Source organism: Pseudomonas sp. GW821-FHT11D10 (genome assembly GCF_058808435.1).
In genome coordinates, this window is the sequence record NZ_JBXARR010000002.1 from 356,452 (window position 1) to 382,159 (window position 25,708).

Consider the following 25,708-nt stretch of genomic DNA (forward strand, 5'->3'; position numbering starts at 1 on the left):
TCGTTCCCACGCAGAGCGTGGGAACGATCATCAAATCAGCGCAGTACCGGCAAACTCGTCGTCGACTTGATCTCCGACAGCGCCACAATCGAGTTCACCTCCTGAATCCCCGGCACCAGCGACAGCTTCTCGAAGAAGAACCGCTCATACGCCTCGATGTCCGCCGCAACAATCCGCAACAGAAAGTCCACCGCCCCCATCAGCACGTAACACTCCAGCACTTCGGGAAAGCCGCGAATCGCCTCGGTGAATTCGGTGAAGTTCGAACGGCCGTGGGCGTTGAGTTTGATCTCGGCGAAGATCTGCGTGTTCAGACCGATCTTCTTGCGATCGAGCAAGGTCACCTGACCACGAATGATCCCCTCCTCCTTCATCCGCTGAATCCGTCGCCAGCACGGCGACTGCGACAGGCCGACCTGCTCGGCGATCTGTGCGCTGGACAAGGAAGCGTCCTCTTGCAGCAGGGCGAGAATGCGCCGGTCGTAGCTGTCCAGCTCACTGTGCATAACTAATCCTCAAAAGAATCCTATAGCGAATTGATTCACCCAACCAACCGCCTGATCAGCTCATCTTAGACAAGAAATGCCCGGCATCGGATGTAAAAATTCCTCCACTGATTACGGAGACCTGCCATGCCACACCTCGAAGCCGTCAACACCCCTGCGCCCCGTGCCGATGTGTGGAACGCCAGCAACGCCCATTGCCTCGCGCAGTACCAGATCCTGGCCGAGGCCGAGCCGGATTTGCTGGTACGGGTGTTGAACCTGTTCGCCTTGCAGTTCCTCACCCCGGAACAGGTCAATGTCCAGCGGCTGGACGATCTGCTGTCGATCGACATCGTCATGAGCGGCCTGAGCTGGCACCGCGCCCAGGTGATCGCGGAAAAACTTCGTAACCTGATCAGCGTCTGCTCGGTGAACCTGCAAAACCCCGACGCGGCGTGGGATGCGCCGGCGCAGGCGGCCGGCTGACAAGAACCGAAACGTCTTCGTCGGGTAGTGGCCCAACGGTCGGCGGGGCCACGACTATCCTTTGCGCACTGTCGTTCAAAAGGAGCCCGCATGTCCGTTCAACTCGCCACTCAGGACCGCTGGCTGGATCTCAATGAGGTACTGCGTGAACTGGTCGCCCAGGGGTTCATCTGCCAGGACTCGGCCGAGCAGGCGCTGAATGCCCGGCGTCGGCATGCCGCCCACGGCCAGAAGCACCCGCTGGAATTCATCGCCAGCCAGCAACTGGACGATCTCAGCCGTCCGGGCAAACACCTTGACCTGGAAAGCCTGACCCTGTGGCTGGCGCAGCAGGCTGGCCAGCCGTACCTGCGGATCGATCCGCTGAAGATCAACGTCGCGGCCATCACGCCACTGATGTCCTATGCCTTCGCCCAGCGCCACAAGATCCTCGCGGTGTCGGTCGACCGCGATGCGGTGACCGTGGCCAGCGCCCAGCCTTATGTCAGCGGTTGGGAGGCAGATCTGACTCACGTCCTGAAACTGCCAATCAAGCGGGTGGTGGCCAACCCCGCAGACATTCAGCGTTTCAGCGTTGAATTCTTTCGTCTCGCCAAATCGGTCAGCGGCGCCAGCAATGCCGATGCGCAGAGCGGCAACCTCGGCAACTTCGAACAACTGCTCAACCTCGGCGCCAGCGATCAGGAGCCGGACGCCAACGATGCGCACATCGTCAACATCGTCGACTGGCTGTTTCAGTACGCCTTCCAGCAGCGGGCCAGCGACATCCACATCGAACCCCGGCGCGAGCAAGGCACCGTGCGTTTTCGCATCGACGGCGTGCTGCACAACGTCTATCAATTCCCGCCCCAGGTGACGATGGCCATCGTCAGTCGCCTGAAAAGCCTTGGCCGGATGAACGTCGCCGAAAAGCGCAAACCTCAGGACGGCCGGGTCAAGACCAAGACCCCGGACGGCGGCGAGGTCGAGTTGCGGTTGTCGACTCTGCCCACTGCGTTCGGCGAAAAAATGGTGATGCGGATCTTCGACCCGGAAGTGCTGCTCAAGGATTTCGATCAGCTGGGGTTTTCCGCCGACGACCTGCGGCGCTGGCAGGACATGACCCGCCAGCCCAACGGCATCATCCTGGTCACCGGGCCGACCGGTTCCGGCAAGACCACCACGCTGTACACCACGCTGAAAAAACTGGCGACGCCCGAGGTCAATCTCTGCACCATCGAGGATCCGATCGAGATGGTCGAGCCGGCCTTCAACCAGATGCAGGTCCAGCACAACATCGACCTGACGTTCGCCGCCGGTGTGCGCGCGCTGATGCGGCAAGACCCGGACATCATCATGATCGGCGAGATCCGCGACCTGGAAACCGCTGAAATGGCGATTCAGGCGGCGCTGACCGGACACCTGGTGCTCTCGACCCTGCACACCAACGACGCGCCGAGCGCCATCAGCCGTCTGCTGGAACTCGGCGTGCCGCATTACCTGATCAAGGCCACCGTGCTTGGCGTCATGGCGCAACGACTGGTGCGAACGCTGTGCCCGCACTGCAAGGCGCCGCTGACTCTTGATGAAGAAGACTGGCAAACCCTGACCCGGCCGTGGCAGGCGCCGCTGCCGGGCAACGCGCAACGGGCCATCGGTTGCCTGGAGTGCCGCGACACCGGTTATCACGGGCGCGCCGGGGTCTACGAAATCATGCAATTGAGCGACGGTCTCAAGGCGTTGATCAATCCGGATACCGATCTCACTGCGATCCGCCGGCAGGCGTTCAAGGAAGGCATGCGCAGCCTGCGATTGTCCGGCGCGCAGAAAGTCGCGGCCGGGCTGACGACGCTTGAGGAAGTGTTGCGGGTGACACCACAGAGCGAGCAGAAATAGCCGCTCACGGAACCGGATCGGGGAAACGGCGATCCAACCGGTTATTCAACACCAGTGGAGTCACCCAACATGCGTCTCAAACTTGCTGTCGCCACCCTTGCCCTGCTGTCTCTGCCCGTCGGTTCGGCAATGGCCGACAGCTTTTGGCGTAACGTCATTTCGTCCGGTGCCACCACCGGCTCGACCTACCTGACCTTCAAGGATCACAAACTGATCGTTGCCGCCCAGGACGATGCCGGCAGCTTCGTCGCCAGCGACGGCGGTATCCGTGGCCCGTACCTGGAAGCGGCGATGCAGAAAGTCCGCGCCGACAACCCGGGCCTGCAGGCAACGGACATGGAACTGGCGAACGCGATCCTGGCGAAGAACGCCGTGGCGTCGGAATAACCTTCCGGACAGACAAAAATGCCGCTCACACGAGCGGCATTTTTTTGCCCGCTGTTCAGCGGTAATCGTCCACCGGCACGCAGGCGCAGAACAGGTTGCGGTCGCCATAGACGTTATCGACCCGGTTCACCGCCGGCCAATATTTGTGCGCTTTGGTGTGCGCATCCGGCGTGATGCCCTGCTCGAGGCTGTACGGCCGCTCCCACACGCCGGTGATATCGGCCAGGGTATGCGGCGCCCGTTTGAGCGGGTTGTCCTCGGCCGGCCAATTGCCGTTTTGCACCTCGGTGATTTCTGCGCGGATGCTCAGCATCGCGCCGATGAAACGATCCAGTTCGGCCTTGGACTCGCTCTCGGTCGGCTCGACCATCAAGGTGCCCGGCACCGGGAACGACATGGTCGGCGCGTGGAAGCCGTAATCCATGAGGCGCTTGGCGACGTCTTCTTCGCTGATGCCGGTCTGCGCTTTCAGCGGCCGCAGATCCAGAATGCACTCATGGGCCACCCGCTCGTTGCGTCCGGTGTAGAGCACCGGAAAGGCACCGGACAGATGCTGCGCCAGGTAATTCGCCGCGAGGATCGCCACCTCGCTGGCATCCGCCAGTTGTGGCCCCATCATCGCGATGTACATCCAGCTGATCGGCAGAATGCTCGCGCTGCCCCATGGCGCGGCGCTGACCGCACCGTTTTGCGGTTGCGGCCCGTCGATCGGAATCACCGGATGGTTGGCAACGAATGGCGCCAGATGCGCACGCACGCCAATCGGCCCCATGCCCGGCCCGCCTCCGCCGTGGGGAATGCAGAAGGTCTTGTGCAGGTTCATGTGCGACACGTCGGCGCCGATGTCCGCCGGCCGCGCCAGCCCGACCTGAGCGTTGAGGTTGGCGCCGTCCATGTACACCTGGCCGCCGTGCTTGTGGATAACTTCGCAGATTTCGCTGATGCCTTCCTCGTACACGCCATGGGTCGACGGGTAGGTCGCCATCAGGCACGACAGTTTGTCCCCGGCCTCGGACGCCTTGGCTTTCAAGTCCTCCAGATCAACGTTGCCGGCGTCGTCGCACTCGACAATCACCACGCGCATCCCGGCCATCTGCGCCGAGGCCGGGTTAGTGCCGTGGGCCGAAGAAGGAATCAGGCAGATGTCGCGCCCGCCCTGCTGGCGGCTCTCGTGGTATTTGCGGATCGCCAGCAACCCGGCGTACTCGCCCTGGGCGCCGGAGTTTGGCTGCATGCAGATCGCATCGAACCCGGTGATCGCGCACAGCCAGCGCTCCAGCTCCTCGATCATCAGCGTGTAACCGACCGCCTGCTCCCGGGGCACGAACGGGTGCAGGTTGGCGAATTGCGGCCAGGTGATCGGGATCATTTCGCTGGTGGCGTTGAGCTTCATGGTGCAGGAACCCAGCGGGATCATCGACTGGTTGAGCGCCAGATCCTTGTTCTCCAGCTGCTTGAGGTAGCGCAACATCTCGGTTTCGCTGTGGTGGGCGTTGAACACCGGGTGGCGCAGGTACGGCGTGCTGCGTTGCAGCGCTTCGGGAATGCCGGAGATCAGCGTTTCAGCGTCGAGATCATCGACGCTCAACCCGTGATCGGCGCCCAACAGCACATCGAACAGTCTGGCCACGGTGTTTTCATCACAGGCCTCGTCGAGGCTCAGACCGAGTTGGCCACGACCGAGGATGCGCAGGTTGATCTGCGCAGCCTGGGCGCTTTCGATGATCGCGGTTTGCGCCCCGCCCACGTCCAGCGTGAGGGTGTCGAAGAAGTGCTGGTTGAGGCGCTGGATGCCATGGCGTTCGAGCCCGGCGGCGAGAATGCAGGTCAGCCGGTGCACCCGCTGGGCGATTCGTTTCAGCCCTTCCGGGCCGTGATAGACCGCATAGAAACTGGCGATGTTGGCCAGCAACACCTGGGCGGTGCAGATGTTCGAATTGGCCTTCTCCCGGCGAATGTGCTGTTCGCGAGTTTGCAGGGCCATACGCAGCGCGACATTGCCGCGGGCATCTTTCGACACACCGATGATCCGGCCGGGAATCGCCCGTTTGTATTCCTCGCGACTGGCGAAAAACGCCGCGTGCGGGCCGCCGTAACCCATCGGCACGCCGAAGCGCTGGGAGGAGCCGAACACCACATCGGCACCCAGTTCGCCCGGTGGGGTCAGCAACAACAGACTGAGCAGATCGGTAGCCACGCAGGCCAACGCCTGCTGCGCGTGCAGGTGATCGATCAGCGGCCGCAGGTCGCGGACTTCGCCGTGGGTGTCGGGGTATTGCAGCAGCGCGCCGAACACCTGGTGCTGCTTCAAGTTATCCACAGCGTCGACGATCAGCTCGAAGCCGAAACCTTCGGCGCGGGTCTGCACCACAGAAATGGTCTGGGGATGACAGTTTTCGTCGACGAAGAACAGATTGCTTTTCGACTTCGCCACACGTTTGGCCAAGGCCATGGCTTCCGCCGCGGCGGTGGCCTCATCGAGCAGCGAAGCGTTGGCCAGTTCAAGGCCGGTGAGGTCGATGGTCAGTTGCTGAAAGTTGAGCAACGCTTCGAGCCGGCCTTGGGCGATTTCCGGTTGGTAAGGCGTGTAGGCGGTGTACCAGCCGGGATTTTCCAGCACGTTGCGCAGGATGACGGTCGGCGTCAGGGTGCCGTGGTAGCCCATGCCGATCAGGCTGGTCCAGACCTGGTTCTGCTCGGCATAACCGCGCAGCTTTGCCAGAGCCGCCTGTTCGTCCAGCGCCGGCGGCAGGTCCAGCTCGCGGTTGAGGCGGATGCCCGGCGGCACGGTCTGTTCGATCAGTTCGACCCGGCTGCCGAGGCCGAGGCTGTCGAGCATCGCCTGTTGCTCGGCGGCATCGGGGCCGAGGTGGCGGCGCAGAAAGGCATGGGGATCGCGTAACTGGCTCAAGGATGGCAACTGGGACATGACGGGCTCTCTCTTGGCTGGCGGCTCGGCGTCAATGCAACACGGTCAAACCAGCATAGCAGCCACCCCGACGGCAAAAGTCCCGGGCAGAAAAAAGCCCCGACGGGTCGGGGCTTTGGGGTCTCGCCTGCAGCTTATTCGCCGATGGCAGCCTTGTAGGCGGCAGCGTCGAGCAGCTTGTCCAGCTCGGCCTTGTCGCTTGGCTTGAGCTTGAAGATCCACGCGGTGTACGGGTCTTCGTTCAGCAGTTCAGGCGAATCCGCCAGTTCTTCGTTGACCGCGAACACTTCACCGCTGACCGGAGAGTAGATGTCGGAAGCGGCCTTGACCGACTCGACGACACCAGCCGCATCACCGGCGGCGAATACCTTGCCCACTTCTGCCAGCTCGACAAACACCACATCACCCAACGCTTCCTGGGCGTGATCGCTGATGCCCACGGTGACGGTGCCGTCGGCTTCCAGACGCGCCCATTCATGACTTTCGGCAAAACGCAGTTCAGCTGGGATGTTGCTCATGCTCGGTGTCCTCAAGAAATTGTCAGCGGTCGTGCCCGCCGGAAAAGGTTTAGATCAAGGTTTTGCCGTGACGGACAAAGGTCGGTTTGACCACTCGTACCGGATACCACTTGCCACGGATTTCCACTTCGGCGCGGTCGGCAGTCGCCATCGGTACACGCGCCAGGGCAATCGACTTGCTAAGCGTAGGAGAGAAACTACCACTGGTTATCTCCCCTTCGCCAACATCAGCGATACGAACCACCTGATGGGCCCGCAAAACCCCGCGTTCCTCAAGCACCAGGCCGACCAGTTTGTGCTGCACGCCGGCGGTTTTTTCCGCTTCCAGCGCGTCGCGACCGATGAACCGGCGCGTGGCCGGCTCCCAGGCGATGCTCCAGGCCATGTTCGAGGCCAGTGGCGAAACGTCCTGGTGGATGTCCTGACCGTAAAGGTTCATGCCGGCTTCGACCCGCAGCGTGTCGCGGGCACCGAGGCCGATGGGGGAAATGCCGGCGCCCACCAGATCGTTGAAAAATCCGGGGGCCTGATCGGCCGGCAGGGCGATTTCCAGACCGTCCTCACCGGTGTAGCCGGTGCGCGCAATGAACCAGTCGCCGTCGACGTGGCCTTCGAAAGGCTTGAGCATCTGGATCAGGTTGGCGCGGGACTGGGTCACCAGCTCGGCAATCTTGTGCCGGGCATGGGGGCCTTGAATGGCGAGCATCGCCAGCTCGGAGCGTTCGTGCATTTGCACATCGAAACTGCCCAGCTGTGCCTGCATCCAGGCCAGGTCCTGATCGCGGGTGGAGGCGTTGACCACCAGACGATAACCGTCTTCGAGGCGGTAGACGATCATGTCGTCGACGATGCCGCCGCGCTCGTTGAGCATGGTGCTGTACAACGCACGGCCGGGGCTGTGCAGGCGTTCGACGTCATTGGCCAGCAAATGCTGGAGCCAGGCCTTGGCCTGGGGGCCGGTGACATCGATCACGGTCATGTGGGAAACATCGAACACCCCGCAATCGCGGCGCACCTGATGGTGTTCCTCGACCTGCGAGCCGTAATGCAGGGGCATGTCCCAACCGCCAAAATCGACCATCTTCGCGCCGAGGGCGAGATGCAGGTCATACAGAGGCGTACGCTGTCCCATGGGTTTCTCCTTCCGGGCGTGGCGAAGGTGCGGAGCGCTGCTGCACGGATCAAAAAGCCCTGTAAAAAGGGGCTTTCAGCCGATTTCAGCGACAGGGTCTGTCAGACGGACCGCACCGAATGCCGCGCATTGTAGCCGCATGATTCAGGACTGACGACTAAGTGTTTCGATGCGCCGAACGGCGAATAAGTCCGATGACCGGCAACAGGCCGACCAGCACCAGGGTCAATGCCGGCAGCGACGCCCTCGCCCATTCGCCTTCGCTGGTCATTTCGAAGATCCGCACCGCCAGCGTATCCCAGCCAAACGGGCGCATCAGCAGGGTCGCGGGCATTTCCTTGAGCACATCGACGAACACCAGCAACGCGGCGCTGAGCGTGCCGGGCAGCAACAGCGGCAGATACACTTTGAAAAACAGTCGCGGCCCACTGACACCCAGGCTACGTGCCGCTTCAGGCAAAGAGGGCCGTATACGCGCCAGACTGCTTTCCAGCGGCCCATAGGCCACCGCCACGAACCGCACCAGATACGCCAGCAGCAACGCCGCCAGACTGCCCAGCAGCAACGGTTTGCCCGCACCGCCAAGCCAGCCGGACAGCGGAATCACCAGCTCCCGATCCAGATAACTGAACGCGAGCATGATCGACACCGCCAGCACCGAACCCGGCAAGGCATAACCGAGATTGGCCAGACCGACTGCGGAATTGATCGTCCGGGTGGGCGCCAGACGCCGGGCGAACGCCAGCAACATCGCCACGCTGACCGTGATCAGCGCCGCCATGCCGCCCAGATATAACGTGTGGAGAATCAGCCCGGCGTAGCGTTCATCCAGATCGAATCGCCCGCGTTGCCAGAACCACACCACCAGTTGCAGCACCGGGATGACAAACGCACAGGCGAACACCAGACCGCACCAGCCGGTCGCCGCCCAGGCCTTCGGCCCGCGCAGGTGATACAGCGCCTTGACCCGTGGCCGCTCGTTGCTCGCCCGATTGGCGCCGCGCGCGCGACGTTCGCCGTACAGCACCAGCATCACCACCAGCAGCAACAGGCTGGCGAGTTGTGCGGCGCTGGGCAGGCTGAAGAAGCCGTACCAGGTCTTGTAGATCGCGGTGGTGAAGGTGTCGAAGTTGAACACCGACACCGCGCCGAAATCCGCCAGGGTTTCCATCAACGCCAGCGCCACGCCGGCACCGATGGCCGGCCGCGCCATCGGCAATGCCACACGCCAGAATGCTTGCCACGGCGACTGGCCGAGCACTCGCGCGGCTTCCATCAATCCCTTGCCCTGCGCCAGGAACGCGGTGCGCGCCAGCAGGTAGACGTAGGGATAAAACACCAGCACCAACACCAGAATCACGCCACCGGTGGAGCGCACCCGTGGCAGGCGCAGGCCGGTGCCGAACCATTCGCGCAGCAGGGTTTGCACGGGGCCTGCGAAGTCCAGAAGGCCGACGAAGACGAACGCCAGCACGTAGGCCGGGATGGCGAACGGCAGCATCAGCGCCCAGTCGAGCCAACGGCGGCCGGGGAATTCGCAGAGGCTGGTGAGCCAGGCGAGGCTTACGCCCAGCAGGGTCACGCCGATGCCTACGCCGAAGACCAGTGTCAGGGTGTTGCCCAGCAGGCGTGGCATCTGGGTTTCCCAGAGGTGCGACCAGATCTGGTGGTCGATGGTTTGCCATGAGAGCAGGAGCACGCTGAGGGGGAGCAGCACCAACGCGGCGATGGCGAAGACGACGGGGTACCAGCGGCGTTGGGCGGGGTGGGCCAAGGAAACAGTCTCGTTCAAATGATTGTGCCCACGCTCTGCGTGGGCACACATTCTGTGACGCTCTGCGTCACGCTGTCGATGATGCGACGCAGAGCGTCGAGGGCTGCATTCCCACGCAGACGGTTCGACGTGGGAACGATCAAACAGTGCTGTCAGGGATGACTCAGTTCCAACCCGCCCGATCCATCATCCGGATCGCTTCAGCCTGACGCTTGCCCGCCACTTCAACCGGCAGCGTATCAGCCACGAACTGTCCCCAAGCCGCCACTTCTTCCGAAGGCTTCACCGCCGGATTGGCCGGGAACTCCTGGTTCACATCGGCAAAGATCTTCTGCGCCTCAGGCGTGGTCATCCACTCGACCAGCGCCTTGGCCGCTTCCGGGTGCGGTGCATGTTTGGTCAGGCCGATGCCCGACAAGTTGACGTGCACACCACGATCCGCCTGGTTCGGCCAGAACAGTTTCACCGGCAGTTCAGGCTTCTGCTTGTGCAGGCGACCGTAGTAGTAGGTGTTGACGATGCCGACGTCGCACTGGCCGGCGTTGATCGCTTCCAGCACCGCGACGTCATCGGAGAACACGTCGGTGGACAGGTTGTTGACCCAGCCCTTGAGGATCTTCTCGGTCTTCTCGGCACCGTGGACTTCGATCATGGTGGCGGTCAGCGACTGGTTGTAGACCTTCTTCGCCGTGCGCAGGCACAGGCGGCCTTCCCAGTTCTTGTCGGCCAGTGCTTCGTAGGTGGTCAGTTCGCCCGGCTTCACTCGTTCGGTGGAGTAGGCGATGGTCCGTGCGCGCAGGCTCAGGCCGGTCCAGGCGTGGCTGGACGAGCGATATTGCAGAGGAATGTTGGCGTCGATGGTTTTCGAGGTGAACGGCTGAAGAATGCCCATCTGCTCGGCCTGCCAGAGGTTACCGGCATCGACGGTCAGCAGCAGGTCGGCGGTAGCGTTCTCGCCCTCGGCCTTGATCCGCTGCATCAGCGGCGCTTCCTTGTCGGTGATGAACTTGATCTTCACCCCGGTCTTGGCGGTGTAGGCATCGAACACCGGCTTGATCAGCTCATCGATACGCGAGGAGTAGACCACCACCTCGTCGGCGGCCTGGGCGGCAGTGCTGCCGATCAGGGTCAGGGCCAGTGCGGTCAGAACACGCTTGGATGCCAACATGGGAGCGGTCTCTCGGTCGGGAAAAGTGGCCCAAATGATAAGGACTCACATTTACGAGCTCAATCGAACACTTTCCCAAGGAGTTACCAGATGTTGCACGACATTCGTCAGGCCTTGGCCAGTGCCGGCAAGTCCCCGGTCAGACCCAATGCTTCGCGCACGAACAACGCCTTGGCCTCGGGCATCTGCTCGACGATTTTCAGCCCGGTATTACGCAACCAGCGCAGCGGCAACGGATCGGCCTGGAACAACCGCTCGAAGCCTTCCATCGCCGCCATCAGCGCCAGATTGTGCGGCATGCGCCGGCGTTCGTAGCGGCTCAAGACTTTCACGTCCGCCAGGCGTTCGCCGCGTTCGTTGGCTTGCAACAGCACCTCAGCCAGCACAGCGGCATCGAGGAAGCCGAGGTTCACGCCCTGCCCCGCCAGCGGGTGAATGGTGTGTGCGGCATCGCCGATCAGCGCCAGGCCTTCGGCAACATAGCGTTTGGCGTGACGTTGACGCAGCGGCACGCACAGACGCGGATCGGCGCTGATGACGTCGCCGAGGCAACCTTCAAAAGCGCGCTCCAGCTCACGGCAGAAGTCCGCTTCATCCAGCGCCATCAGCCGTTCGGCTTCGCTTGGCGTGGTCGACCAGACGATCGAGCACCAGTCCTGCTGGCCGTCACGCTCCAGCGGCAGAAACGCCAGCGGCCCGTGATCGGTAAAACGCTGCCACGCGGTCATGCGGTGCGGCTTGCTGCTGCGCACGCTGGTGACGATGGCGTGATGCAGGTAATCCCATTCGCGAGTGGCAACACCGGTCAGACGGCGCACCGCAGAATTGGCGCCGTCCGCCGCGATCACCAGCGGCGCGCGCAAGGTGCGGCCATCGGCCAGGGTCAGCAGCCAGTCGTCACAGGAACGGCGCATCTGCTCCAGTCGCGCGTTGGCCAGCAGGCCCATATCGCAATCGTGCAGACGGTCGAGCAAGGCATCCTGGACCACGCGGTTTTCGACGATATGGCCGAGCACATCGGCGTGCACGCTGCTGGCCGAGAAGTGGATCTGGCCGGTGCCGCTGCCGTCCCAGACGTGCATGTCGGTGTAAGGGCTGCTGCGTCGATTGACAATGCCGTCCCACACGCCGAGGCGATCGAGGATCCGCTGGCTGGCCGCCGACAGTGCGCTCACCCGTGGCTCGAACGGTGCGTCGCCATTGAAGGGTTTGACGCTCAACGGGCTGCCGTCGAGCAGCAGGACTTCCAGCCCGCTGCCCTGCAACGCCAGCGCCAGGGCACTGCCGACCATTCCGGCTCCGACAATCAGCACATCCGCGCGCATTTCCATGCTTTAAGCCTGTCTCGCTGGCGGCTTGAGCCGCACGTAAAGGGTTTTACCGACCCGCGCCACCAGGTTGCCGGCGCCGTCATGAATGTCGACCTGCAACTGCGGCAGGTACTTCTCGCCACTGGCGGTCTGCCGACGGATCTCGTCGAGCAGGGTGTCGTCGATGTTGAACCGGGCGAACACCGGGCCTTTGCCCGGCGATATGAAATCGATGTCGGCGGCCTTGTCCCAGACGATGTACTTCGAGCCGAGGTTCTCCATGAGCATCAACATGAAGAACGGATCGACCATCGAATACAGACTGCCGCCGAACTGGGTGCCGACGTAATTGCGGTTGTACCAGCCCAGGCCCATCGAGACCTGGATGTCACGAAAGTCATCGCTGATGTGCTTCACCCGGACACCGGCGCCGAAGTACGGCGGGTAGAACGTCATGATCCAGCGCATCAGCCGCGCCTTGCCAAACTGTCTGATCAGCCACTCACGCATCCGGCCGCGTCCCCAGCCCCATGGCCTGACGGGCGAACCAGCGTTTGGCCGGCGGCAGCAGATCGAGGCCGAGCAGGCCGATGTTGCGCCCCAGCGACACCAGCGGCTGGGTGCTGCCGAACAGGCGCGTGACCTGATCGGAGAAACCCACGGTGAGATCCTGATCGAGGCGCTGACGCTCGCGATAGGCCTGCAGCGTGGCGAAATCCCCCAGCGGTTTGTCGCTGGCCAGCAACGCGGCGGCCAACGCATCGGCATCGCGCAGGGACAGGTTGAAACCCTGCCCGGCAATCGGGTGCAGACTGTGGGCGGCGTTGCCGAGCACGGCCAGATGCGAGCGCACCTGCTCTTCGGCTTCCACCAGCGACAGCGGATACAGATGTCGCGCGCCAACCTGTTTCAGGGTGCCGAGACGGTAGCCGAACACGCCTTGCAGCTCGCTGAGGAAATCACGCTCGCTCAGGTCGGCCAGCCGTTGCGCGTCCATGCCCAGACGGGTCCAGACCAGCGCGCAGCGGTTCTCCGGCAGCGGCAGCAGCGCCATCGGACCTTCGTCGGTGAAGCGCTCGAAGGCCATGCCGTTGTGCGCTTCGCTCGGGGTAATGTTGGCGATCAGCGCGCTCTGGTTGTACGGGCGCTTGCGCACGTTGATGCCCAGTTGTTCGCGCAGACCGGAACGACCGCCATCGGCGAGTACCGCCAGATCGCACTCGACTGTGGTTTCGTCGTTGAGCGTCAGGCGATAGCCGTCCGGCAGCGGTTCCATGCGGGTGACTTCTGCCGGGCAGCGCCAGCTGATCACGTCCTTGTCGAGGTGCTGCCACAGGCACTGGCCGAGCCAGGCGTTTTCAACGACATAGCCGAGCGCAGGGACACCCTCTTCCATCGCCGACAGGCGGGCGGTGGAGAAACGACCACGGTCTGACACGTGAATTTGCTTGATCGGCTCGGCGCGGCGGGAGATTTCCTGCCACACGCCCAGCCGCTGATAAATCTGCCGCGAGCCGAAGGACAGCGCCGAGGAACGCGCGTCGTAGCTTGGCTGCCAGGTGTCACCGGGGGCGAACGGTTCGATCAGTACGATCTTCCAGCCACGGGCCTTGGCTCCCGCCTGCAAGGCCAACGCCAGACTGGCGCCGACCAGACCGCCACCGATGATTGCCAGATTGACCCGACTCATTCCGCGCAGGTCCGTGCTTGCGCCATCAGGGCTTCGATCTCGGCGACGGTTTTCGGCACGCCGCCGGTCAGGATTTCACAACCGCTCTTGGTCACTACCACGTCATCCTCGATGCGCACGCCAATGCCGCGCCATTTCTTCGCTACGTTCTGATTGTCCGGGGCGATGTAGATGCCCGGCTCCACGGTCAGCGCCATGCCGACTTCCAGCACTCGCCATTCACCGCCGACCTTGTATTCGCCGACGTCATGCACATCCATCCCCAGCCAGTGGCCGGCGCGGTGCATGTAAAACGCCTTGTAGGCCTCGGAAGCGATCAACTCGTCCACTTCGCCCTGCAACAGCCCCAGCTTCACCAGCCCGGTGGTGATCACCCGAACCGTGGCCTCGTGCGCCTGGTTCCAGTGCTTGTTCGGGGCGATTTCGGCAAACGCGGCTTCCTGCGAGGCCAACACCAATTCGTAGATCGCTTTCTGCTCAGTGGAAAACTTGCCGTTGACCGGCCAGGTGCGGGTGATGTCGCTGGCGTAGCAGTCGATCTCGCAACCGGCGTCGATCAGCACCAGGTCACCGTCCTTGAGCAACGCGTCATTCTGCTGGTAATGCAGGATGCAGCTGTTGCGCCCGGCGGCGACGATCGAGCCGTAGGCCGGCATCTTCGCCCCGCCCTTGCGGAACTCGTAATCGAGCTCGGCTTCAAGGCTGTACTCGTACAGCCCGGCACGGCTGGCCTGCATCGCCCGGATGTGGGCCTGGGCGGAAATCCGCGCCGCTTCGCGCATCACCTTCACTTCTGCCGCCGATTTATACAGGCGCATGTCGTGCAGCAGGTGATCCAGGGCAACGAATTCGTTCGGCGGCTGGGCACCGAGGTGCGCCTTGGAACGGATCACGTTGATCCAGTCCATCAGGTGGCGGTCGAATTCCGGGTTGCTGCCCATGGCCGAATACACTCGGTCGCGGCCTTCGATCAGGCCCGGCAGGATGTCGTCGATGTCAGTGATGGGGAACGCGTCGTCGGCTCCGAAATCGCGGATCGCGCCTTCCTGGCCGGCGCGCAGGCCGTCCCAGAGTTCGCGTTCGGCGTTGCGTTCACGGCAGAACAGCACGTATTCGCCGTGTTCGCGACCGGGCATCAGAACGATGACCGCCTGAGGCTCGGGAAAACCGCTGAGGTACTGGAAGTCGCTGTCCTGACGATAGACATGCTCGACGTCGCGGTTGCGAATGGCGACCGCGGCGGCAGGCAGGATCGCGATGCTGTTGGGTTCCATCTGCGCCATCAGCGCCTTGCGGCGCCGGGCGTATTCCGCTTTCGGGATATGGATCATGGGCAGATGGCTTTCCCTGGCACGCGATCAGTGCAGCGACGGCTTGGCCGCTGGCGGCACGTCGGCCTTTTTGGTTTCGGAGAACAGCAGCAGCGGAGCGACACGCAGGTACTCCATGACTTCCATATAGTCGCTTTCGCCGTCTTCGGATTCTTCCAGTGCGTCTTGCACCTGGGAGATCGCTGCCAAATCCTGCAACACTTCAGTGGCTTCGGTGCTCAGCATGCTGCTGTCGCGGCAGTTCAGGCCGAAACCGGTGAGGAAGCCCTGACACCATTCGCCCAGCGCGGCGGCGCGCTCGGCCAGTGGCGCGTCATCGTTCGGCAGCAGCAGAACCACGGTGACGTCGTCGCCAGTGAGTTCGCTCTTGACCATTTCCTGCAGGCCGATCAGCGCGTTGCGGACGTTGTCCTGCGGCTCGCCTTCGAGCAGCTCGGCGGCATCGATCAGCCATTCTTCGGCATTGAAGCCGGCGCCGGCGCAACTGCGGCCCAGCAACAGGCCGTGCAGTTCGGCAGGCGAAACGGAGTGACCGCTGGAGTTCAGCAGGGTGGCAAAGCCTTGGTACGGGGAATTCTGAATGGGCATGGGCAGCTAGGCGCCAGACGGCGCTATGTCTAGAATGAAGGCCTTGTATCCTACATCGACAGACTCGCCAAGACCATTAAAGGCTGTCCGCCAGCCAAACCCATCAGACCGAATCAGTGGACACAATGGAAGACACCGACCTGCAAGCGCTGATGGCCAGACTCGAACTGCTGATTACCCGAGTCGAGCAACTAAAGAGTCAAAATGCACTCTTACTTGCTCAGGAAAAGACCTGGCGCGAGGAACGCGCGCACCTCATTGAAAAAAACGAAATCGCCCGGCGTAAGGTCGAATCGATGATTTCGCGCCTCAAGGCCCTGGAGCAAGACTCATGAGTTCAAGCAATAGCGTTACCGTGCAGATCCTCGACAAAGAGTATTCGATCATCTGTCCCCAGGAAGAGCGCAGCAATCTGATCAGCGCCGCCCGCTACCTGGACGGCAAGATGCGCGAGATCCGCAGCAGCGGCAAAGTCATCGGCGCCGACCGCATCGCCGTGATGGCTGCGCTGAATATCACCCACGACCTCTTGCACAAAGAAGAGCGCCCGGACATCCAGGCCAGCGGCTCGACCCGTGAACAGGTGCGTGACTTGCTCGATCGTGTCGATCTGGTGCTGGCCGACGATCCGGACATCAGCAAGGGCTGATTCGCCAGGCCGCTTGAGTTATACTCGCCGCACTCCCTGGGGTGCTTGCCAGTTGACGATGTCCCTGAGCCGATTTGCACTACCCTGGGGGTTGCACGTTGGGCTGGTGTGCATGTCCGCCAGACGGAAAGCCTTAAAGCCTACTGCATCCTCCACCTTGAACTCTCGGGTTCAAGGGCTAAGTCGACAGCGGCTCATCCGGGGAGCCTGATTCGAATCCGATGCCGGTGCATGCCGGCATCGGATTTTTTATGCGTACGTTTTCGTCCCCATCCTGCCGAAGCCGAACCATGACCGAACCCGCGTTGCTGCCCCGCCCCCAACTGCGCCGCCTGCTGCGCAAGGCCCGCCGCTCGCTGACGCCGAGTCAGCAACGCCAGGCCGCCGAAGGTCTGTACAAGCAACTGGCACAAGACCCGCACTTTCGCCGGGCCAAACACATTTCCCTGTACCTGCCCACCGACGGTGAAATCGACCCGCGCCTGCTGCTGCGCGCCGCCCAGCGTCGGGGCAAGAAAACCTACCTGCCGGTGCTCAGTGCCTGGCCACGGACCAAAATGGTCTTTCAGCAGATCCGCCCCGGCGAAAAACTCAAACCCAACCGCTTCCGCATTCTTGAGCCGCGCGCCAATCTGGCCCGTCAGCGCAAGGTCTGGGCGCTGGATCTGGTGTTGTTGCCACTGGTGGGATTCGACGATGTCGGCGGACGCTTGGGCATGGGCGGCGGTTTCTACGATCGCAGTCTGGCGTATCTGGCCCGACGCCAGAGCTGGCGCAAGCCGACGCTGTTGGGCCTGGCCCATGAATGTCAGAAAGTCGAACGTCTCGCGCAAGCGAGCTGGGATGTACCGTTGCAGGGAACGGTGACAGACAAGGCGTGGTATTTCGCGGGATAGACGCCGCGCGGATCAGCGGCGTCGAAAAGGCAGTTTCAGCGTTTGAAGGCTGTCGACTGTTGTACTTGTTGCGCTACTTCAATCGGTGCATCGGCCTTGTTGGCCCACAGACTTTGCGCATAACCGGTGGTCACGACGCCCAGACCGAACAAAATCACCAAAGTCCACAGCAAATCCGGTTTGCGTTTCATCGATTGCCCCCCTCAAGGCACATCATCACGATGACAGCAGCGGTTTCCATTCGTAGGCCGTGCAGCAGCGTCAAGCTTTAAAGGCCGGCATTTTGCGACAACGTGAACCTCTGCGCAAATGCTGGCGTCAACCGACCGTCGGTTTGTCATAAAATTGCCCGACAACCTGCCCAATGACCGCTTGAGGAGCAAAAACCATGGCCTACTGGCTGATGAAATCCGAGCCCGACGAGCTCTCGATCAAGGGCCTGGAAAAACTCGGCAAAGCGCGCTGGGACGGGGTTCGCAACTATCAGGCGCGCAATTTCCTGCGGGCCATGGCGGTGGGGGATGAATTCTTTTTCTACCATTCCAGCTGCCCGGAGCCGGGGATTGCCGGAATCGGCAAAATCATCGAAGGCGCGTACCCGGATCCCACCGCACTGGAACCGGACAGCCATTACTTCGACCCGAAAGCCACGCCGGAGAAAAACGCCTGGAGCGCGATTGATGTTGCCCACGTCGAAACATTCAGCCGGGTCTTGAAGCTGGATTACCTGAAACAGCAGACCGCGCTGGCCGAGATGCCGCTGGTGCAAAAGGGTTCGCGACTGTCGGTGATGCCGGTGACGGCCGAGCAGTGGGCCGCGGTGATGGCGTTGCGTTGAGCGTCGTCGCAGGAGCCGAGCACCGGCTCCTGCGGATCCAGCCTTACTGAATGATCAGGTTGTTGAACAACAGATCTTCAACCACCGGCTTGCCGGTCTCGTCATTCATCACTTGCTGAGTCTGCTTCAAGGCTTCCTGACGCAGCTTTTCCTTGCCTTCGATGCTGCCCATCGCATCAGTCGTCTGCTGAGTGAACAGCGCCACCAGCTGATTGCGGATCAGCGGTTCGTTGGCCTTGACCAGTTTGGTCGCCTCTTCGCCGGTCACCCGCAGTGCCACGTCGGCCTTGTAGACCTTGAGCTTCGGGGTGCCATCGAGCCCGTAGTTGCCCACAAACGGCGGGCTCAGGGTGATGTAGTTGACCTTCGGCGCCTCGCCTTCTTTGGCTTCTTCGGCCAGCGCTGCCACAGGCAGAGACAGGGCCAGCAACAACATGATCCACGCTTTCACAATTCGCTCCTTATCCGGTTTGCGGCCTAGCATAACGACCCGCCGCGCAAGCACAAGCTTATGGCGGACTATCAGGGCCGGGCATGCTCGTTGACCCGTTGACTGCCACACCTACACTTATCGGCCATCACTCCCAAAGGAATAGCCCTGATGAAAGCCGTGCTGTGCAAAGCCTTCGGCCCTGCCGAATCGCTGGTGCTGGAAGACGTCGCCAGTCCTGTCGCCAAGAAGAACGAAATCCTGCTGGACGTGCACGCCGCCGGGGTCAACTTTCCGGACACGCTGATCATCGAGGGCAAGTACCAGTTCAAGCCGCCCTTCCCGTTCTCGCCAGGTGGTGAGGCCTCCGGCGTGGTCAGCGCGGTGGGTGAAAAGGTCAGTCACCTGAAGGTCGGCGATCGGGTCATGGCCCTGACCGGCTGGGGCAGCTTCGCCGAGCAGGTCGCGGTGCCGGGCTACAGCGTGCTGCCGATCCCGCCGTCGATGGATTTCAACACCGCCGCCGCGTTCAGCATGACCTACGGCACGTCGATGCACGCCCTCAAACAGCGCGGCAACCTGCAACCGGGTGAAACCCTGCTGGTACTCGGCGCTTCCGGCGGCGTCGGCCTGGCCGCCGTGGAAATCGGTAAAGCCATGGGCGCCCGGGTGATCGCCGCCGCCAGCAGCGCGGAAAAACTCGCCGTGGCCAAGGCTGCCGGTGCCGACGAACTGATCAACTACAGCGAAAGCAGCCTCAAGGACGAGATCAAGCGCCTGACCGACGGCCAGGGCGCCGACGTGATCTACGACCCGGTCGGCGGCGACCTGTTCGACCAGGCCATTCGCGCCATCGCCTGGAACGGCCGCCTGTTGGTCGTCGGTTTCGCCAGCGGCCGCATTCCCGAACTGCCGGTCAACCTCGCCCTGCTCAAGGGCGCGGCGGTGCTCGGCGTGTTCTGGGGCTCCTTCGCCCAGCGCCAGCCGCAGGACAACGCGGCGAACTTCCAGCAACTGTTCGGCTGGTTTGCCGAAGGCAAGCTGAAGCCGCTGGTGTCGCAGGTGTATCCGCTGAGCGAGGCGGCGCAGGCGATCAATGATCTCGGGCAGCGCAAGGCTGTTGGCAAGGTTGTGGTGCAGGTGCGCTGAGCCTGAACCCTCCCAAGGCTAGAGCCGCGGAACTAGCGGTTCTGGCCTTTTTTATATCAATGGAAAGTAGCCACACATTTATTGGATAGCTTGGCGGTAAACATGTACCGCAATCACTCTATAAAACTACGATAGTTTTCTGCCATACAGACACAAGGAGTAACTGTATGAGCAATCAAGACTGGCGCCCCGGCGAACCATTACCTTTAGGCTTAACCGAAGTTAATCCATACAAGACACCTACCTCCTCACCAATCTCCGAAGGTGGTGGATACGACCGCACTGGCAGAACAAGAAACAGAAGCCGGACCGGTACAGACTTATTCACTCAATTATCTCGGCAAGATATTGCCGAAATCAACGAAGCTCTCTTCATTTCAGATACGGTACAAAATATCGAAGCGAGCAAACAAGAGATTGCGCATGACCACCAAGTAAAGATTGGTCAACTTCCTAACACACTTCAATCGGAAATAACCTCAGCGACTTCGAGCATGGGCGGTACACATGGTCTTTCACCTGTACAAGCACTGACTCGGCAACAGGCTGCCATCAATCATTTGATACATAAAAAGTCTGCCGAGCGGAACATGCATCAAACGCGGGCCAATGCCTTTTATGGGGGTGACCCGCTAATAAGAACTCAGCAGGACCTTGTCGAAGCCTACTTGCGAGTACCTGCAGCAGAGGTGCCGCATAGGTGGAGAGACTCATACACATCAGCTTATGCACTACACAGAAATACAGAGGAAATCAGGCAACTCACTGACAGACTCCATACACTGTCCTTCCAAATAGCTCAGGCCTATGCACAGGCCGAAGCCCAGCGGCTTGCCGAATTACAAGCCGAGGCCATTGCCAGGGCTGCCCACGCAAAAGCAGCTGCGGAGCAATCAGCCAGGGACGCAGCACATAGAGCCGCTCTAGCAGAAGCGGAAGCTGAGCTCGCGAGACAACGAGAAGTAGAAAAACAAGCTGAGCATAAGAGAAAGCACACAACCGCGTCTGACGCTGCGAATCGGTTTGACACGCTGCTAAGCGAGCTAACACCAAACCAACCGGAATCGATAGACGAAAGAATTCGGTGGATGAAGAACAAGCATCGAAAACTGTATCTGGCACACGTCGAAGCATCCAAAGCCGAGCGCGAATTCAAAGACTTCTACAATTTTCGAAGGCGGAGCAAACGCTGGAGCACGATAAAAAACCTACAAAACGAAATCAGCACGTTAATACGCCAGAAAAAGACGATAACAAAACCCGAGCTGCCCGCCCTCGACGGCGTAATGACCTCCGCTCGGCCCTTGGTGGTCAGCTCTGACGGACTAATCGCGGGGTTCGAAGGCTCGCCTCTTACGTTAGGCAAGGCGCTCGACACTCTCGGCGCCCTACGCGGGGCAATATCCGCCGGGCCAGTCAGTACGTTTCTAGCTTCAGTTTTTTATACGCCGACACTCGGCAATGGCGAACTGCTGCGCAACCCGTTGATTCTTACGATCCCTTTATCACAACTCGCCCAAAACGATGAGCGTGTAGCACTTCCTGGACCGGCCGAGGCCAACTGGCTCCCTGCCCGCGCGGTATCGTCGGTTAAGGGAGAGCACACGCAGCTCTATTTACGCTCAGCCGATCCAGGTCAAACAGTCAGAGTCAGGCAAGCAAAGTTTAATCGCTCGGACAATCTCTACACCTTCACGACCGAGGGTTTGTTCCCAATCACGTTGACCTGGACGCCCAAGACGCCTCCTGGAGACAACATTCCCGCCACCACTGAATTGCCCGCAACCGATTCTGGAACCAGAATTTGCGTTACCCAGATTGAAGGCCGGCTAGACGAGCACCCTGCCTGTGAAATAGACGACCCTGATGACTACATCCTGACGTTTCCCATCGAGTCGGGAATCGAATCCATCTACATGATGGCCACGCGTGGTGGCCCTCGGTATGAGCCGGGGACGGCTACAGGCAAGGGGCAAGAGGTCGGCGAAAATTGGCTGGGTGGCGCAACACAATCAAGTGGTTCCCCTATCCCTGCACAGATTGCGGATCAGCTACGTGGTCAGGACTTCAGGAATTTTGACAGATTCAGGGAAAAATTTTGGAGGGCGATTGCATCTGATAGCTCGCTGAGCGGGCAGTTTGGCAATGTTGATCTTGAAGAGATGCGAAATGGCGCAGCACCTTATACCGACCTAAATGACATTGTCGGTGGCAGAGAAAAATATGAAATACACCATAAGCAAAGAATTGCTGATGAAGGCGCGGTGTATGATGTGGACAACTTGACTGTCTTGACCCCAAAAGCACATATAGAACTGCACAAAAGTGGTATACAACAATGATCCTTAAAGACAAGCTGGAAGATTATACGGAAGCTGAATTTCTAGCTTTCCTAGAAGGTTTTTATAAAAATACAACTGGGCTGTCAGGTGATGCGTATAGCGCTTACTCATCTGAGCGCATGCGCCACTTTGAGAAGATAACTGAACACCCTCGTCAGCGCATGGTTCTAACTCGCCCAATAAATGGCCGAGAAGATAGTCCAAAAGGTGCATTGGAAGAAATCAAAGAATGGCGCAAAGCAAACGGCAAGCCTGGGTTCAAAGCTGAATAATTCATCAGCCAGACAGTGTCACACCTACAGCGACACTGTCTGGCTTTTTACTAAAGCAATTCGCGAATATCCTCCGGCAACAAATTCACATACCGACTATTCGGGCTTTTTCCACAGCGATCAATAATGTAACGGGCACGCTCATTGAGTTTGGCAATCAAGCCCAGTCGACGCTCGTCCGAAAGCTGAGCTGTATAAACCACGCTGGATAAATACGCCCGCGTGTAATGAAAGACCGGCAAATGAACCCAGGAAGAAACCGGACGGCGAATAGCGTATTGGTGAATATCAACACATCGCACTCTGCGCAGCCATTGGTTTGCGTGGATCGGTGAATCAATATCCAGTCGAAAAACCATGGGGGCGATCACTTCCATTTCTGCAGGCTTGCCCGCCTCTACCGTCCATGGCCTGAATCGCCATTGCCGCAGGGCATCAGTGACCGCTGCGGAAAAATCAGGATGCTCACTTTCCAGAATAGCGATGTCACTCACCGAGCCATCTGCATTGGCGGTGAAACGCACACGAACCTCACCCATGACCCCCGCCTTGGCAAGTTCGCGAGGATAAACCGGGCCCGGATTATTGTCGGGGATCAACACCACCTCTGCTGCTCCTGCAATCCCCATCAACGCCAGTAGAACCACAGCAAAAAACCACCGCATGAGCCACCCCTTCAAGCTGAAATGCCGAACCGGCAACAGCACAAAGACTACGGAGCAATGGCTTTCAACTGAATGGCGCAACTTCTGCTTTGGATGCAGGACATTGCCTAAGCTGCGACGGGAAATTGATCGAAAACGCTGCGTAAACGTTCGCAGGTAACTTTTCTGACGGACCACTCTCTCTGACTGTCGTCCCCGGCATCGCCTAGCAACAAATGTTCCTGAACTCCCGGTTTTTCCGCATGACTGATGATCAGCACCGTGGCATTGCGCGAACCGGACTGGCCAGGGTGATCGGCGTAAATCAATGTCAGCACCGCAACGGCAATGACCGCCGCCAATAATCGGCGCTTTAGCATGCGAACCTTCGCAGCCATCATTCATCTCTGCTGATCAGTCGGTCGACGGATCGCGAGTTCAAGCCACCCCATGTTCACAAGTGGTGAAAACGCCCTGTTCTTACAGCTGAGCGACAGGTTCGTAAAAGAACGTGCGACTTCCAACATTTTCTACTGTTTTGCCGATGGGAAGCGGTGCTATTTTCGGTAACGAAACTGTAACATTCGCATCCGCAGTCAAAACAAGAAATCTGGAGCTCTTGAATGTTTGCTTTCTTTCGTCCTGCCGCACATCAGGCTCCATTGCCTGAAGAAAAAATCGACAGCACCTACCGACGCCTGCGTTGGCAGATCTTCGCCGGCATCTTCTTTGGCTATGCGGGTTACTACCTGCTGCGCAAGAACTTCTCGCTGGCCATGCCGTACCTGATCGACGAAGGCTACAGCCGTGGCGATCTGGGTCTGGCAATGTCGGCCATCGCCATCGCCTACGGTCTGTCCAAGTTCCTCATGGGCCTGGTGTCCGACCGCTCCAACCCGCGCTACTTCCTGCCATTCGGTCTGCTGGTATCGGCCGGGGTCATGTTCATTTTCGGTTTCGCGCCTTGGGCAACCTCCAGCGTGACCATGATGTTCATCCTGCTGTTCATCAACGGTTGGGCCCAGGGCATGGGCTGGCCGCCGAGCGGACGCACGATGGTGCACTGGTGGTCGCAGAAGGAACGTGGCGGCGTGGTGTCGGTGTGGAACGTGGCGCATAACGTCGGCGGCGGTCTGATCGGCCCGCTGTTCCTGATCGGCATGGGCCTGTTCAACGACTGGCACGCAGCGTTCTACGTCCCGGCCGCCGTCGCCCTGGCGGTTGCAGTGTTCGCTTTCGTCACCATGCGCGACACCCCGCAATCGGTCGGCCTGCCGCCGATCGAGAAGTACAAGAACGACTATCCGGAAGGCTACGACGCCAGCCACGAAGACGAATTCAGCGCCAAGGAAATCTTCGTCAAATACGTGCTGCGCAACAAAATGCTCTGGTACATCGCCATGGCCAACGTCTTCGTTTACCTGCTGCGCTACGGCGTGCTGGACTGGGCCCCGACCTACCTGAAGGAAGCCAAGGGTTTCACCGTGGATAAAACCTCGTGGGCCTATTTCTTCTACGAGTGGGCGGGGATTCCGGGCACGCTGCTGTGCGGCTGGATGTCGGACAAGATCTTCCGTGGCAACCGTGGCCTGACCGGCATGGTGTTCATGGCACTGGTGACCGTTGCGACGCTGGTGTACTGGCTGAATCCGGCCGGCAACCCGACCATCGACATGATCGCGCTGTTCTCCATCGGCTTCCTGATCTACGGCCCGGTCATGCTGACCGGCCTGCAAGCGCTGGAACTGGCGCCAAAGAAAGCCGCCGGTACGGCCGCGGGCTTCACCGGGCTGTTCGGCTACCTGGGTGGTTCGGTCGCGGCCAGTGCAGCGATGGGCTACACCGTGGACCATTTCGGCTGGGACGGCGGTTTCGTCCTGTTGATCGGTGCCTGCCTGCTGGCGATGGCCTTCTTTGCACCAACGCTATGGCACAAGCAAGTCGCCAGTCAGAGCCGCGAAGCAGTCGCCTGATCGGCCTTCGACTTACAGCGCTTGAGCCGCGCCTCCAGATTCCGGTCTGGCATGGCGTGGCTGCGCAGGGCGTGAGCGGTCTGCTCGACATAATCGCGAGTGGTGCCGTAACGCCCGCAAGCGCTTTCGAACACCTGGCTCAGCACATGATCCGGCAAGTTGCCGGCATAGCTGGGCAGGTGTCGCTCCAATACGAATCCCAGCGCCTGAACCTGGCTGCCATCTTCGAGTCGGCAGTTGAGCCAGTGCGGCCGGTAGGACGGGAACGGCATCTCGCGCTTCCACAACGCATACAGCGCGCTGTCCAGATTGTCTTCCGGCAACCGGTAGGCGAAGCCGCTGCAGGAACCGCCGCGATCCAGACCAAAGACCAGACCCGGCATTTCCGGCGTGCCGCGATGCTCGTGGGACCACAGGTACAAGCCACGGTGGTAGCCATGCACGCGCCCGCGCACCCGCTCGACGGCGGAGCATTCCGGCCGCCAGATCAGCGAACCGTAGGCGAACAGCCACACCGGCCCGCCCTTGTGGCGCGCCATGGTCGATTGCATGGAAGCGAGAAGTTGTTCGTGCGTCAGCTGCGGCCCAAGATCGAGCCGCGGAGGGTAAGCCAGGTTCAGAAAAGCGTTTTCAATGGCGCTCATGGCGAATAGCGTTCAGCTCCCCGCGGGTGAAGAATTACTTAATAGAACGCACCGCTGTAACAATAAGGCACATATGTTTTAAGGCAATTTGATTGCCATGGCACAGTTCTTAATTGATTGCCTGATTGATATATAACCTACCGGCATTTATGCAATTACATAAATACCGATCGGCTATATGGAGAGTTATAAAGAATG

General features: G+C 60.6%; 27 protein-coding genes and 1 other RNA gene. 12 read left to right on the top strand and 16 right to left on the bottom strand.

Annotated elements, in window-relative coordinates:
• Positions 1-35 precede the first annotated feature (35 nt).
• The gene (locus AC1RT4_RS08020) at positions 36-506 is read right to left on the bottom strand and encodes an Lrp/AsnC family transcriptional regulator (protein WP_007951785.1); all 471 of its coding nucleotides are present in this window, start codon (positions 504-506) and stop codon (positions 36-38) included.
• 126 nt (positions 507-632) lie between these two features.
• Between AC1RT4_RS08020 and AC1RT4_RS08025 the strand changes: the two genes are divergently transcribed.
• From AC1RT4_RS08025 to AC1RT4_RS08035, 3 genes are all read left to right on the top strand, one after another.
• Positions 633-971 (top strand): ACT-like domain-containing protein, encoded by a 339-nt coding sequence (locus tag AC1RT4_RS08025; RefSeq protein ID WP_375744385.1) that lies wholly within the window; start codon positions 633-635, stop codon positions 969-971.
• A 90-nt stretch (positions 972-1,061) separates the two neighbouring features.
• Positions 1,062-2,846, top strand: a complete 1,785-nt coding sequence (gene tfpB, locus AC1RT4_RS08030; protein WP_273896115.1) for a type IV pilus assembly ATPase TfpB — start codon at positions 1,062-1,064, stop codon at positions 2,844-2,846.
• A 69-nt stretch (positions 2,847-2,915) separates the two neighbouring features.
• Positions 2,916-3,233, top strand: coding sequence for a DUF2388 domain-containing protein (locus AC1RT4_RS08035; protein WP_007951791.1), 318 nt, complete (start codon positions 2,916-2,918; stop codon positions 3,231-3,233).
• Positions 3,234-3,288: 55 nt separating this feature from the next.
• Here AC1RT4_RS08035 and gcvP read toward each other — a convergent pair whose 3' ends face one another.
• The 10 genes from gcvP to AC1RT4_RS08085 all read right to left on the bottom strand — a co-directional run bounded on the left by gcvP (position 3,289) and on the right by AC1RT4_RS08085 (position 15,673).
• On the bottom strand, positions 3,289-6,162 hold the full coding sequence (gene gcvP / locus AC1RT4_RS08040; protein ID WP_493084847.1) for an aminomethyl-transferring glycine dehydrogenase: 2,874 nt from the start codon (positions 6,160-6,162) through the stop codon (positions 3,289-3,291).
• 134 nt (positions 6,163-6,296) lie between these two features.
• Positions 6,297-6,680, bottom strand: a complete 384-nt coding sequence (gene gcvH, locus AC1RT4_RS08045) for a glycine cleavage system protein GcvH (RefSeq protein WP_262193227.1) — start codon at positions 6,678-6,680, stop codon at positions 6,297-6,299.
• A gap of 49 nt (positions 6,681-6,729) precedes the next feature.
• Positions 6,730-7,812, bottom strand: coding sequence for a glycine cleavage system aminomethyltransferase GcvT (gene gcvT, locus AC1RT4_RS08050; RefSeq protein ID WP_007951799.1), 1,083 nt, complete (start codon positions 7,810-7,812; stop codon positions 6,730-6,732).
• A gap of 157 nt (positions 7,813-7,969) precedes the next feature.
• Positions 7,970-9,586 (bottom strand): ABC transporter permease, encoded by a 1,617-nt coding sequence (locus AC1RT4_RS08055; protein WP_493084850.1) that lies wholly within the window; start codon positions 9,584-9,586, stop codon positions 7,970-7,972.
• Between the two features lie 163 nt (positions 9,587-9,749).
• A complete protein-coding gene (locus tag AC1RT4_RS08060) occupies positions 9,750-10,754 on the bottom strand; it encodes an extracellular solute-binding protein (RefSeq protein ID WP_085746745.1) in 1,005 nt (334 codons plus the stop codon).
• Between the two features lie 107 nt (positions 10,755-10,861).
• Positions 10,862-12,079, bottom strand: coding sequence for a 2-octaprenyl-3-methyl-6-methoxy-1,4-benzoquinol hydroxylase (locus AC1RT4_RS08065; protein WP_493085288.1), 1,218 nt, complete (start codon positions 12,077-12,079; stop codon positions 10,862-10,864).
• 9 nt (positions 12,080-12,088) lie between these two features.
• Positions 12,089-12,574, bottom strand: a complete 486-nt coding sequence (locus tag AC1RT4_RS08070; RefSeq protein WP_493084852.1) for a DUF4442 domain-containing protein — start codon at positions 12,572-12,574, stop codon at positions 12,089-12,091.
• Positions 12,567-13,754: a 2-octaprenyl-6-methoxyphenyl hydroxylase gene (gene ubiH / locus AC1RT4_RS08075; protein WP_085606016.1), complete on the bottom strand. Its 1,188-nt coding sequence runs from the start codon at positions 13,752-13,754 to the stop codon at positions 12,567-12,569. Before ubiH ends, AC1RT4_RS08070 begins: the two co-directional genes overlap by 8 nt.
• Positions 13,751-15,085 carry a Xaa-Pro aminopeptidase gene (gene pepP / locus AC1RT4_RS08080; protein WP_493084854.1) on the bottom strand — a complete coding sequence of 445 codons (1,335 nt, stop codon included), beginning with the start codon at positions 15,083-15,085 and terminating at the stop codon, positions 13,751-13,753. The genes ubiH and pepP overlap by 4 nt, the downstream gene beginning before the upstream one ends.
• Before the next feature lie 27 nt (positions 15,086-15,112).
• Entirely contained in the window at positions 15,113-15,673 is a 561-nt protein-coding gene (locus AC1RT4_RS08085) for a YecA/YgfB family protein (protein ID WP_207984282.1), read from the bottom strand.
• A 125-nt stretch (positions 15,674-15,798) separates the two neighbouring features.
• Between AC1RT4_RS08085 and AC1RT4_RS08090 the strand changes: the two genes are divergently transcribed.
• The 4 genes from AC1RT4_RS08090 (at position 15,799) to AC1RT4_RS08105 (ending at position 17,218) form a co-directional block, all read left to right on the top strand.
• A complete protein-coding gene (locus AC1RT4_RS08090; protein WP_007940359.1) occupies positions 15,799-16,008 on the top strand; it encodes a TIGR02449 family protein in 210 nt (69 codons plus the stop codon).
• A complete protein-coding gene (locus AC1RT4_RS08095) occupies positions 16,005-16,322 on the top strand; it encodes a cell division protein ZapA (protein ID WP_007951811.1) in 318 nt (105 codons plus the stop codon). Before AC1RT4_RS08090 ends, AC1RT4_RS08095 begins: the two co-directional genes overlap by 4 nt.
• Before the next feature lie 30 nt (positions 16,323-16,352).
• A non-coding RNA gene (gene ssrS / locus AC1RT4_RS08100) (6S RNA) lies at positions 16,353-16,531 on the top strand.
• 81 nt (positions 16,532-16,612) lie between these two features.
• On the top strand, positions 16,613-17,218 hold the full coding sequence (locus tag AC1RT4_RS08105; protein ID WP_493084857.1) for a 5-formyltetrahydrofolate cyclo-ligase: 606 nt from the start codon (positions 16,613-16,615) through the stop codon (positions 17,216-17,218).
• Between the two features lie 35 nt (positions 17,219-17,253).
• Here AC1RT4_RS08105 and AC1RT4_RS08110 read toward each other — a convergent pair whose 3' ends face one another.
• Positions 17,254-17,409 carry a hypothetical protein gene (locus tag AC1RT4_RS08110; RefSeq protein ID WP_007911192.1) on the bottom strand — a complete coding sequence of 52 codons (156 nt, stop codon included), beginning with the start codon at positions 17,407-17,409 and terminating at the stop codon, positions 17,254-17,256.
• A 197-nt stretch (positions 17,410-17,606) separates the two neighbouring features.
• Between AC1RT4_RS08110 and AC1RT4_RS08115 the strand changes: the two genes are divergently transcribed.
• Positions 17,607-18,056, top strand: a complete 450-nt coding sequence (locus AC1RT4_RS08115; RefSeq protein WP_493084859.1) for an EVE domain-containing protein — start codon at positions 17,607-17,609, stop codon at positions 18,054-18,056.
• A gap of 43 nt (positions 18,057-18,099) precedes the next feature.
• On the opposite strand, the gene AC1RT4_RS08120 is transcribed toward AC1RT4_RS08115, so the two are convergent.
• Positions 18,100-18,507, bottom strand: a complete 408-nt coding sequence (locus tag AC1RT4_RS08120; RefSeq protein ID WP_007951814.1) for a flagellar basal body-associated protein FliL — start codon at positions 18,505-18,507, stop codon at positions 18,100-18,102.
• A 150-nt stretch (positions 18,508-18,657) separates the two neighbouring features.
• Here AC1RT4_RS08120 and AC1RT4_RS08125 point away from each other — a divergent pair, with 150 nt between their 5' ends.
• From AC1RT4_RS08125 to AC1RT4_RS08135, 3 genes are all read left to right on the top strand, one after another.
• Entirely contained in the window at positions 18,658-19,635 is a 978-nt protein-coding gene (locus AC1RT4_RS08125; protein WP_493084863.1) for an NADPH:quinone oxidoreductase family protein, read from the top strand.
• A 167-nt stretch (positions 19,636-19,802) separates the two neighbouring features.
• Positions 19,803-21,977: an S-type pyocin domain-containing protein gene (locus AC1RT4_RS08130; protein WP_493084865.1), complete on the top strand. Its 2,175-nt coding sequence runs from the start codon at positions 19,803-19,805 to the stop codon at positions 21,975-21,977.
• On the top strand, positions 21,974-22,249 hold the full coding sequence (locus AC1RT4_RS08135; protein WP_493084867.1) for a bacteriocin immunity protein: 276 nt from the start codon (positions 21,974-21,976) through the stop codon (positions 22,247-22,249). The genes AC1RT4_RS08130 and AC1RT4_RS08135 overlap by 4 nt, the downstream gene beginning before the upstream one ends.
• A 50-nt stretch (positions 22,250-22,299) precedes the next feature.
• Here AC1RT4_RS08135 and AC1RT4_RS08140 read toward each other — a convergent pair whose 3' ends face one another.
• Both AC1RT4_RS08140 and AC1RT4_RS08145 read right to left on the bottom strand, forming a co-directional pair.
• Complete coding sequence (locus AC1RT4_RS08140; RefSeq protein ID WP_493084869.1) at positions 22,300-22,914, bottom strand: energy transducer TonB; 615 nt, start codon at positions 22,912-22,914, stop codon at positions 22,300-22,302.
• 107 nt (positions 22,915-23,021) lie between these two features.
• On the bottom strand, positions 23,022-23,291 hold the full coding sequence (locus AC1RT4_RS08145) for a hypothetical protein (RefSeq protein WP_493084871.1): 270 nt from the start codon (positions 23,289-23,291) through the stop codon (positions 23,022-23,024).
• A 225-nt stretch (positions 23,292-23,516) separates the two neighbouring features.
• On the opposite strand from AC1RT4_RS08145, the gene glpT reads away from it, so the two are divergent.
• Positions 23,517-24,866 (top strand): glycerol-3-phosphate transporter, encoded by a 1,350-nt coding sequence (gene glpT / locus AC1RT4_RS08150; protein WP_493084873.1) that lies wholly within the window; start codon positions 23,517-23,519, stop codon positions 24,864-24,866.
• Here the strand turns inward: glpT and AC1RT4_RS08155 are convergent.
• Positions 24,842-25,510 (bottom strand): gamma-glutamylcyclotransferase, encoded by a 669-nt coding sequence (locus tag AC1RT4_RS08155; protein WP_007951821.1) that lies wholly within the window; start codon positions 25,508-25,510, stop codon positions 24,842-24,844. The two genes, glpT and AC1RT4_RS08155, sit on opposite strands and share 25 nt — an antisense overlap.
• Positions 25,511-25,708 lie beyond the last annotated feature (198 nt).

What these genes read in the sequence shown, in the direction of transcription:
- AC1RT4_RS08020 (WP_007951785.1), bottom strand. Translation starts at nt 506, where the DNA reads ATGCACAGTGAGCTGGACAGCTACGACCGGCGCATTCTCGCCCTGCTG.
- AC1RT4_RS08025 (WP_375744385.1), top strand. Translation starts at nt 633, where the DNA reads ATGCCACACCTCGAAGCCGTCAACACCCCTGCGCCCCGTGCCGATGTG.
- tfpB (WP_273896115.1), top strand. Translation starts at nt 1,062, where the DNA reads ATGTCCGTTCAACTCGCCACTCAGGACCGCTGGCTGGATCTCAATGAG.
- AC1RT4_RS08035 (WP_007951791.1), top strand. Translation starts at nt 2,916, where the DNA reads ATGCGTCTCAAACTTGCTGTCGCCACCCTTGCCCTGCTGTCTCTGCCC.
- gcvP (WP_493084847.1), bottom strand. Translation starts at nt 6,162, where the DNA reads ATGTCCCAGTTGCCATCCTTGAGCCAGTTACGCGATCCCCATGCCTTT.
- gcvH (WP_262193227.1), bottom strand. Translation starts at nt 6,680, where the DNA reads ATGAGCAACATCCCAGCTGAACTGCGTTTTGCCGAAAGTCATGAATGG.
- gcvT (WP_007951799.1), bottom strand. Translation starts at nt 7,812, where the DNA reads ATGGGACAGCGTACGCCTCTGTATGACCTGCATCTCGCCCTCGGCGCG.
- AC1RT4_RS08060 (WP_085746745.1), bottom strand. Translation starts at nt 10,754, where the DNA reads ATGTTGGCATCCAAGCGTGTTCTGACCGCACTGGCCCTGACCCTGATC.
- AC1RT4_RS08065 (WP_493085288.1), bottom strand. Translation starts at nt 12,079, where the DNA reads ATGCGCGCGGATGTGCTGATTGTCGGAGCCGGAATGGTCGGCAGTGCC.
- AC1RT4_RS08070 (WP_493084852.1), bottom strand. Translation starts at nt 12,574, where the DNA reads ATGCGTGAGTGGCTGATCAGACAGTTTGGCAAGGCGCGGCTGATGCGC.
- ubiH (WP_085606016.1), bottom strand. Translation starts at nt 13,754, where the DNA reads ATGAGTCGGGTCAATCTGGCAATCATCGGTGGCGGTCTGGTCGGCGCC.
- pepP (WP_493084854.1), bottom strand. Translation starts at nt 15,085, where the DNA reads ATGATCCATATCCCGAAAGCGGAATACGCCCGGCGCCGCAAGGCGCTG.
- AC1RT4_RS08085 (WP_207984282.1), bottom strand. Translation starts at nt 15,673, where the DNA reads ATGCCCATTCAGAATTCCCCGTACCAAGGCTTTGCCACCCTGCTGAAC.
- AC1RT4_RS08090 (WP_007940359.1), top strand. Translation starts at nt 15,799, where the DNA reads ATGGAAGACACCGACCTGCAAGCGCTGATGGCCAGACTCGAACTGCTG.
- AC1RT4_RS08095 (WP_007951811.1), top strand. Translation starts at nt 16,005, where the DNA reads ATGAGTTCAAGCAATAGCGTTACCGTGCAGATCCTCGACAAAGAGTAT.
- AC1RT4_RS08105 (WP_493084857.1), top strand. Translation starts at nt 16,613, where the DNA reads ATGACCGAACCCGCGTTGCTGCCCCGCCCCCAACTGCGCCGCCTGCTG.
- AC1RT4_RS08110 (WP_007911192.1), bottom strand. Translation starts at nt 17,409, where the DNA reads ATGAAACGCAAACCGGATTTGCTGTGGACTTTGGTGATTTTGTTCGGT.
- AC1RT4_RS08115 (WP_493084859.1), top strand. Translation starts at nt 17,607, where the DNA reads ATGGCCTACTGGCTGATGAAATCCGAGCCCGACGAGCTCTCGATCAAG.
- AC1RT4_RS08125 (WP_493084863.1), top strand. Translation starts at nt 18,658, where the DNA reads ATGAAAGCCGTGCTGTGCAAAGCCTTCGGCCCTGCCGAATCGCTGGTG.
- AC1RT4_RS08130 (WP_493084865.1), top strand. Translation starts at nt 19,803, where the DNA reads ATGAGCAATCAAGACTGGCGCCCCGGCGAACCATTACCTTTAGGCTTA.
- AC1RT4_RS08135 (WP_493084867.1), top strand. Translation starts at nt 21,974, where the DNA reads ATGATCCTTAAAGACAAGCTGGAAGATTATACGGAAGCTGAATTTCTA.
- AC1RT4_RS08140 (WP_493084869.1), bottom strand. Translation starts at nt 22,914, where the DNA reads ATGCGGTGGTTTTTTGCTGTGGTTCTACTGGCGTTGATGGGGATTGCA.
- AC1RT4_RS08145 (WP_493084871.1), bottom strand. Translation starts at nt 23,291, where the DNA reads ATGGCTGCGAAGGTTCGCATGCTAAAGCGCCGATTATTGGCGGCGGTC.
- glpT (WP_493084873.1), top strand. Translation starts at nt 23,517, where the DNA reads ATGTTTGCTTTCTTTCGTCCTGCCGCACATCAGGCTCCATTGCCTGAA.
- AC1RT4_RS08155 (WP_007951821.1), bottom strand. Translation starts at nt 25,510, where the DNA reads ATGAGCGCCATTGAAAACGCTTTTCTGAACCTGGCTTACCCTCCGCGG.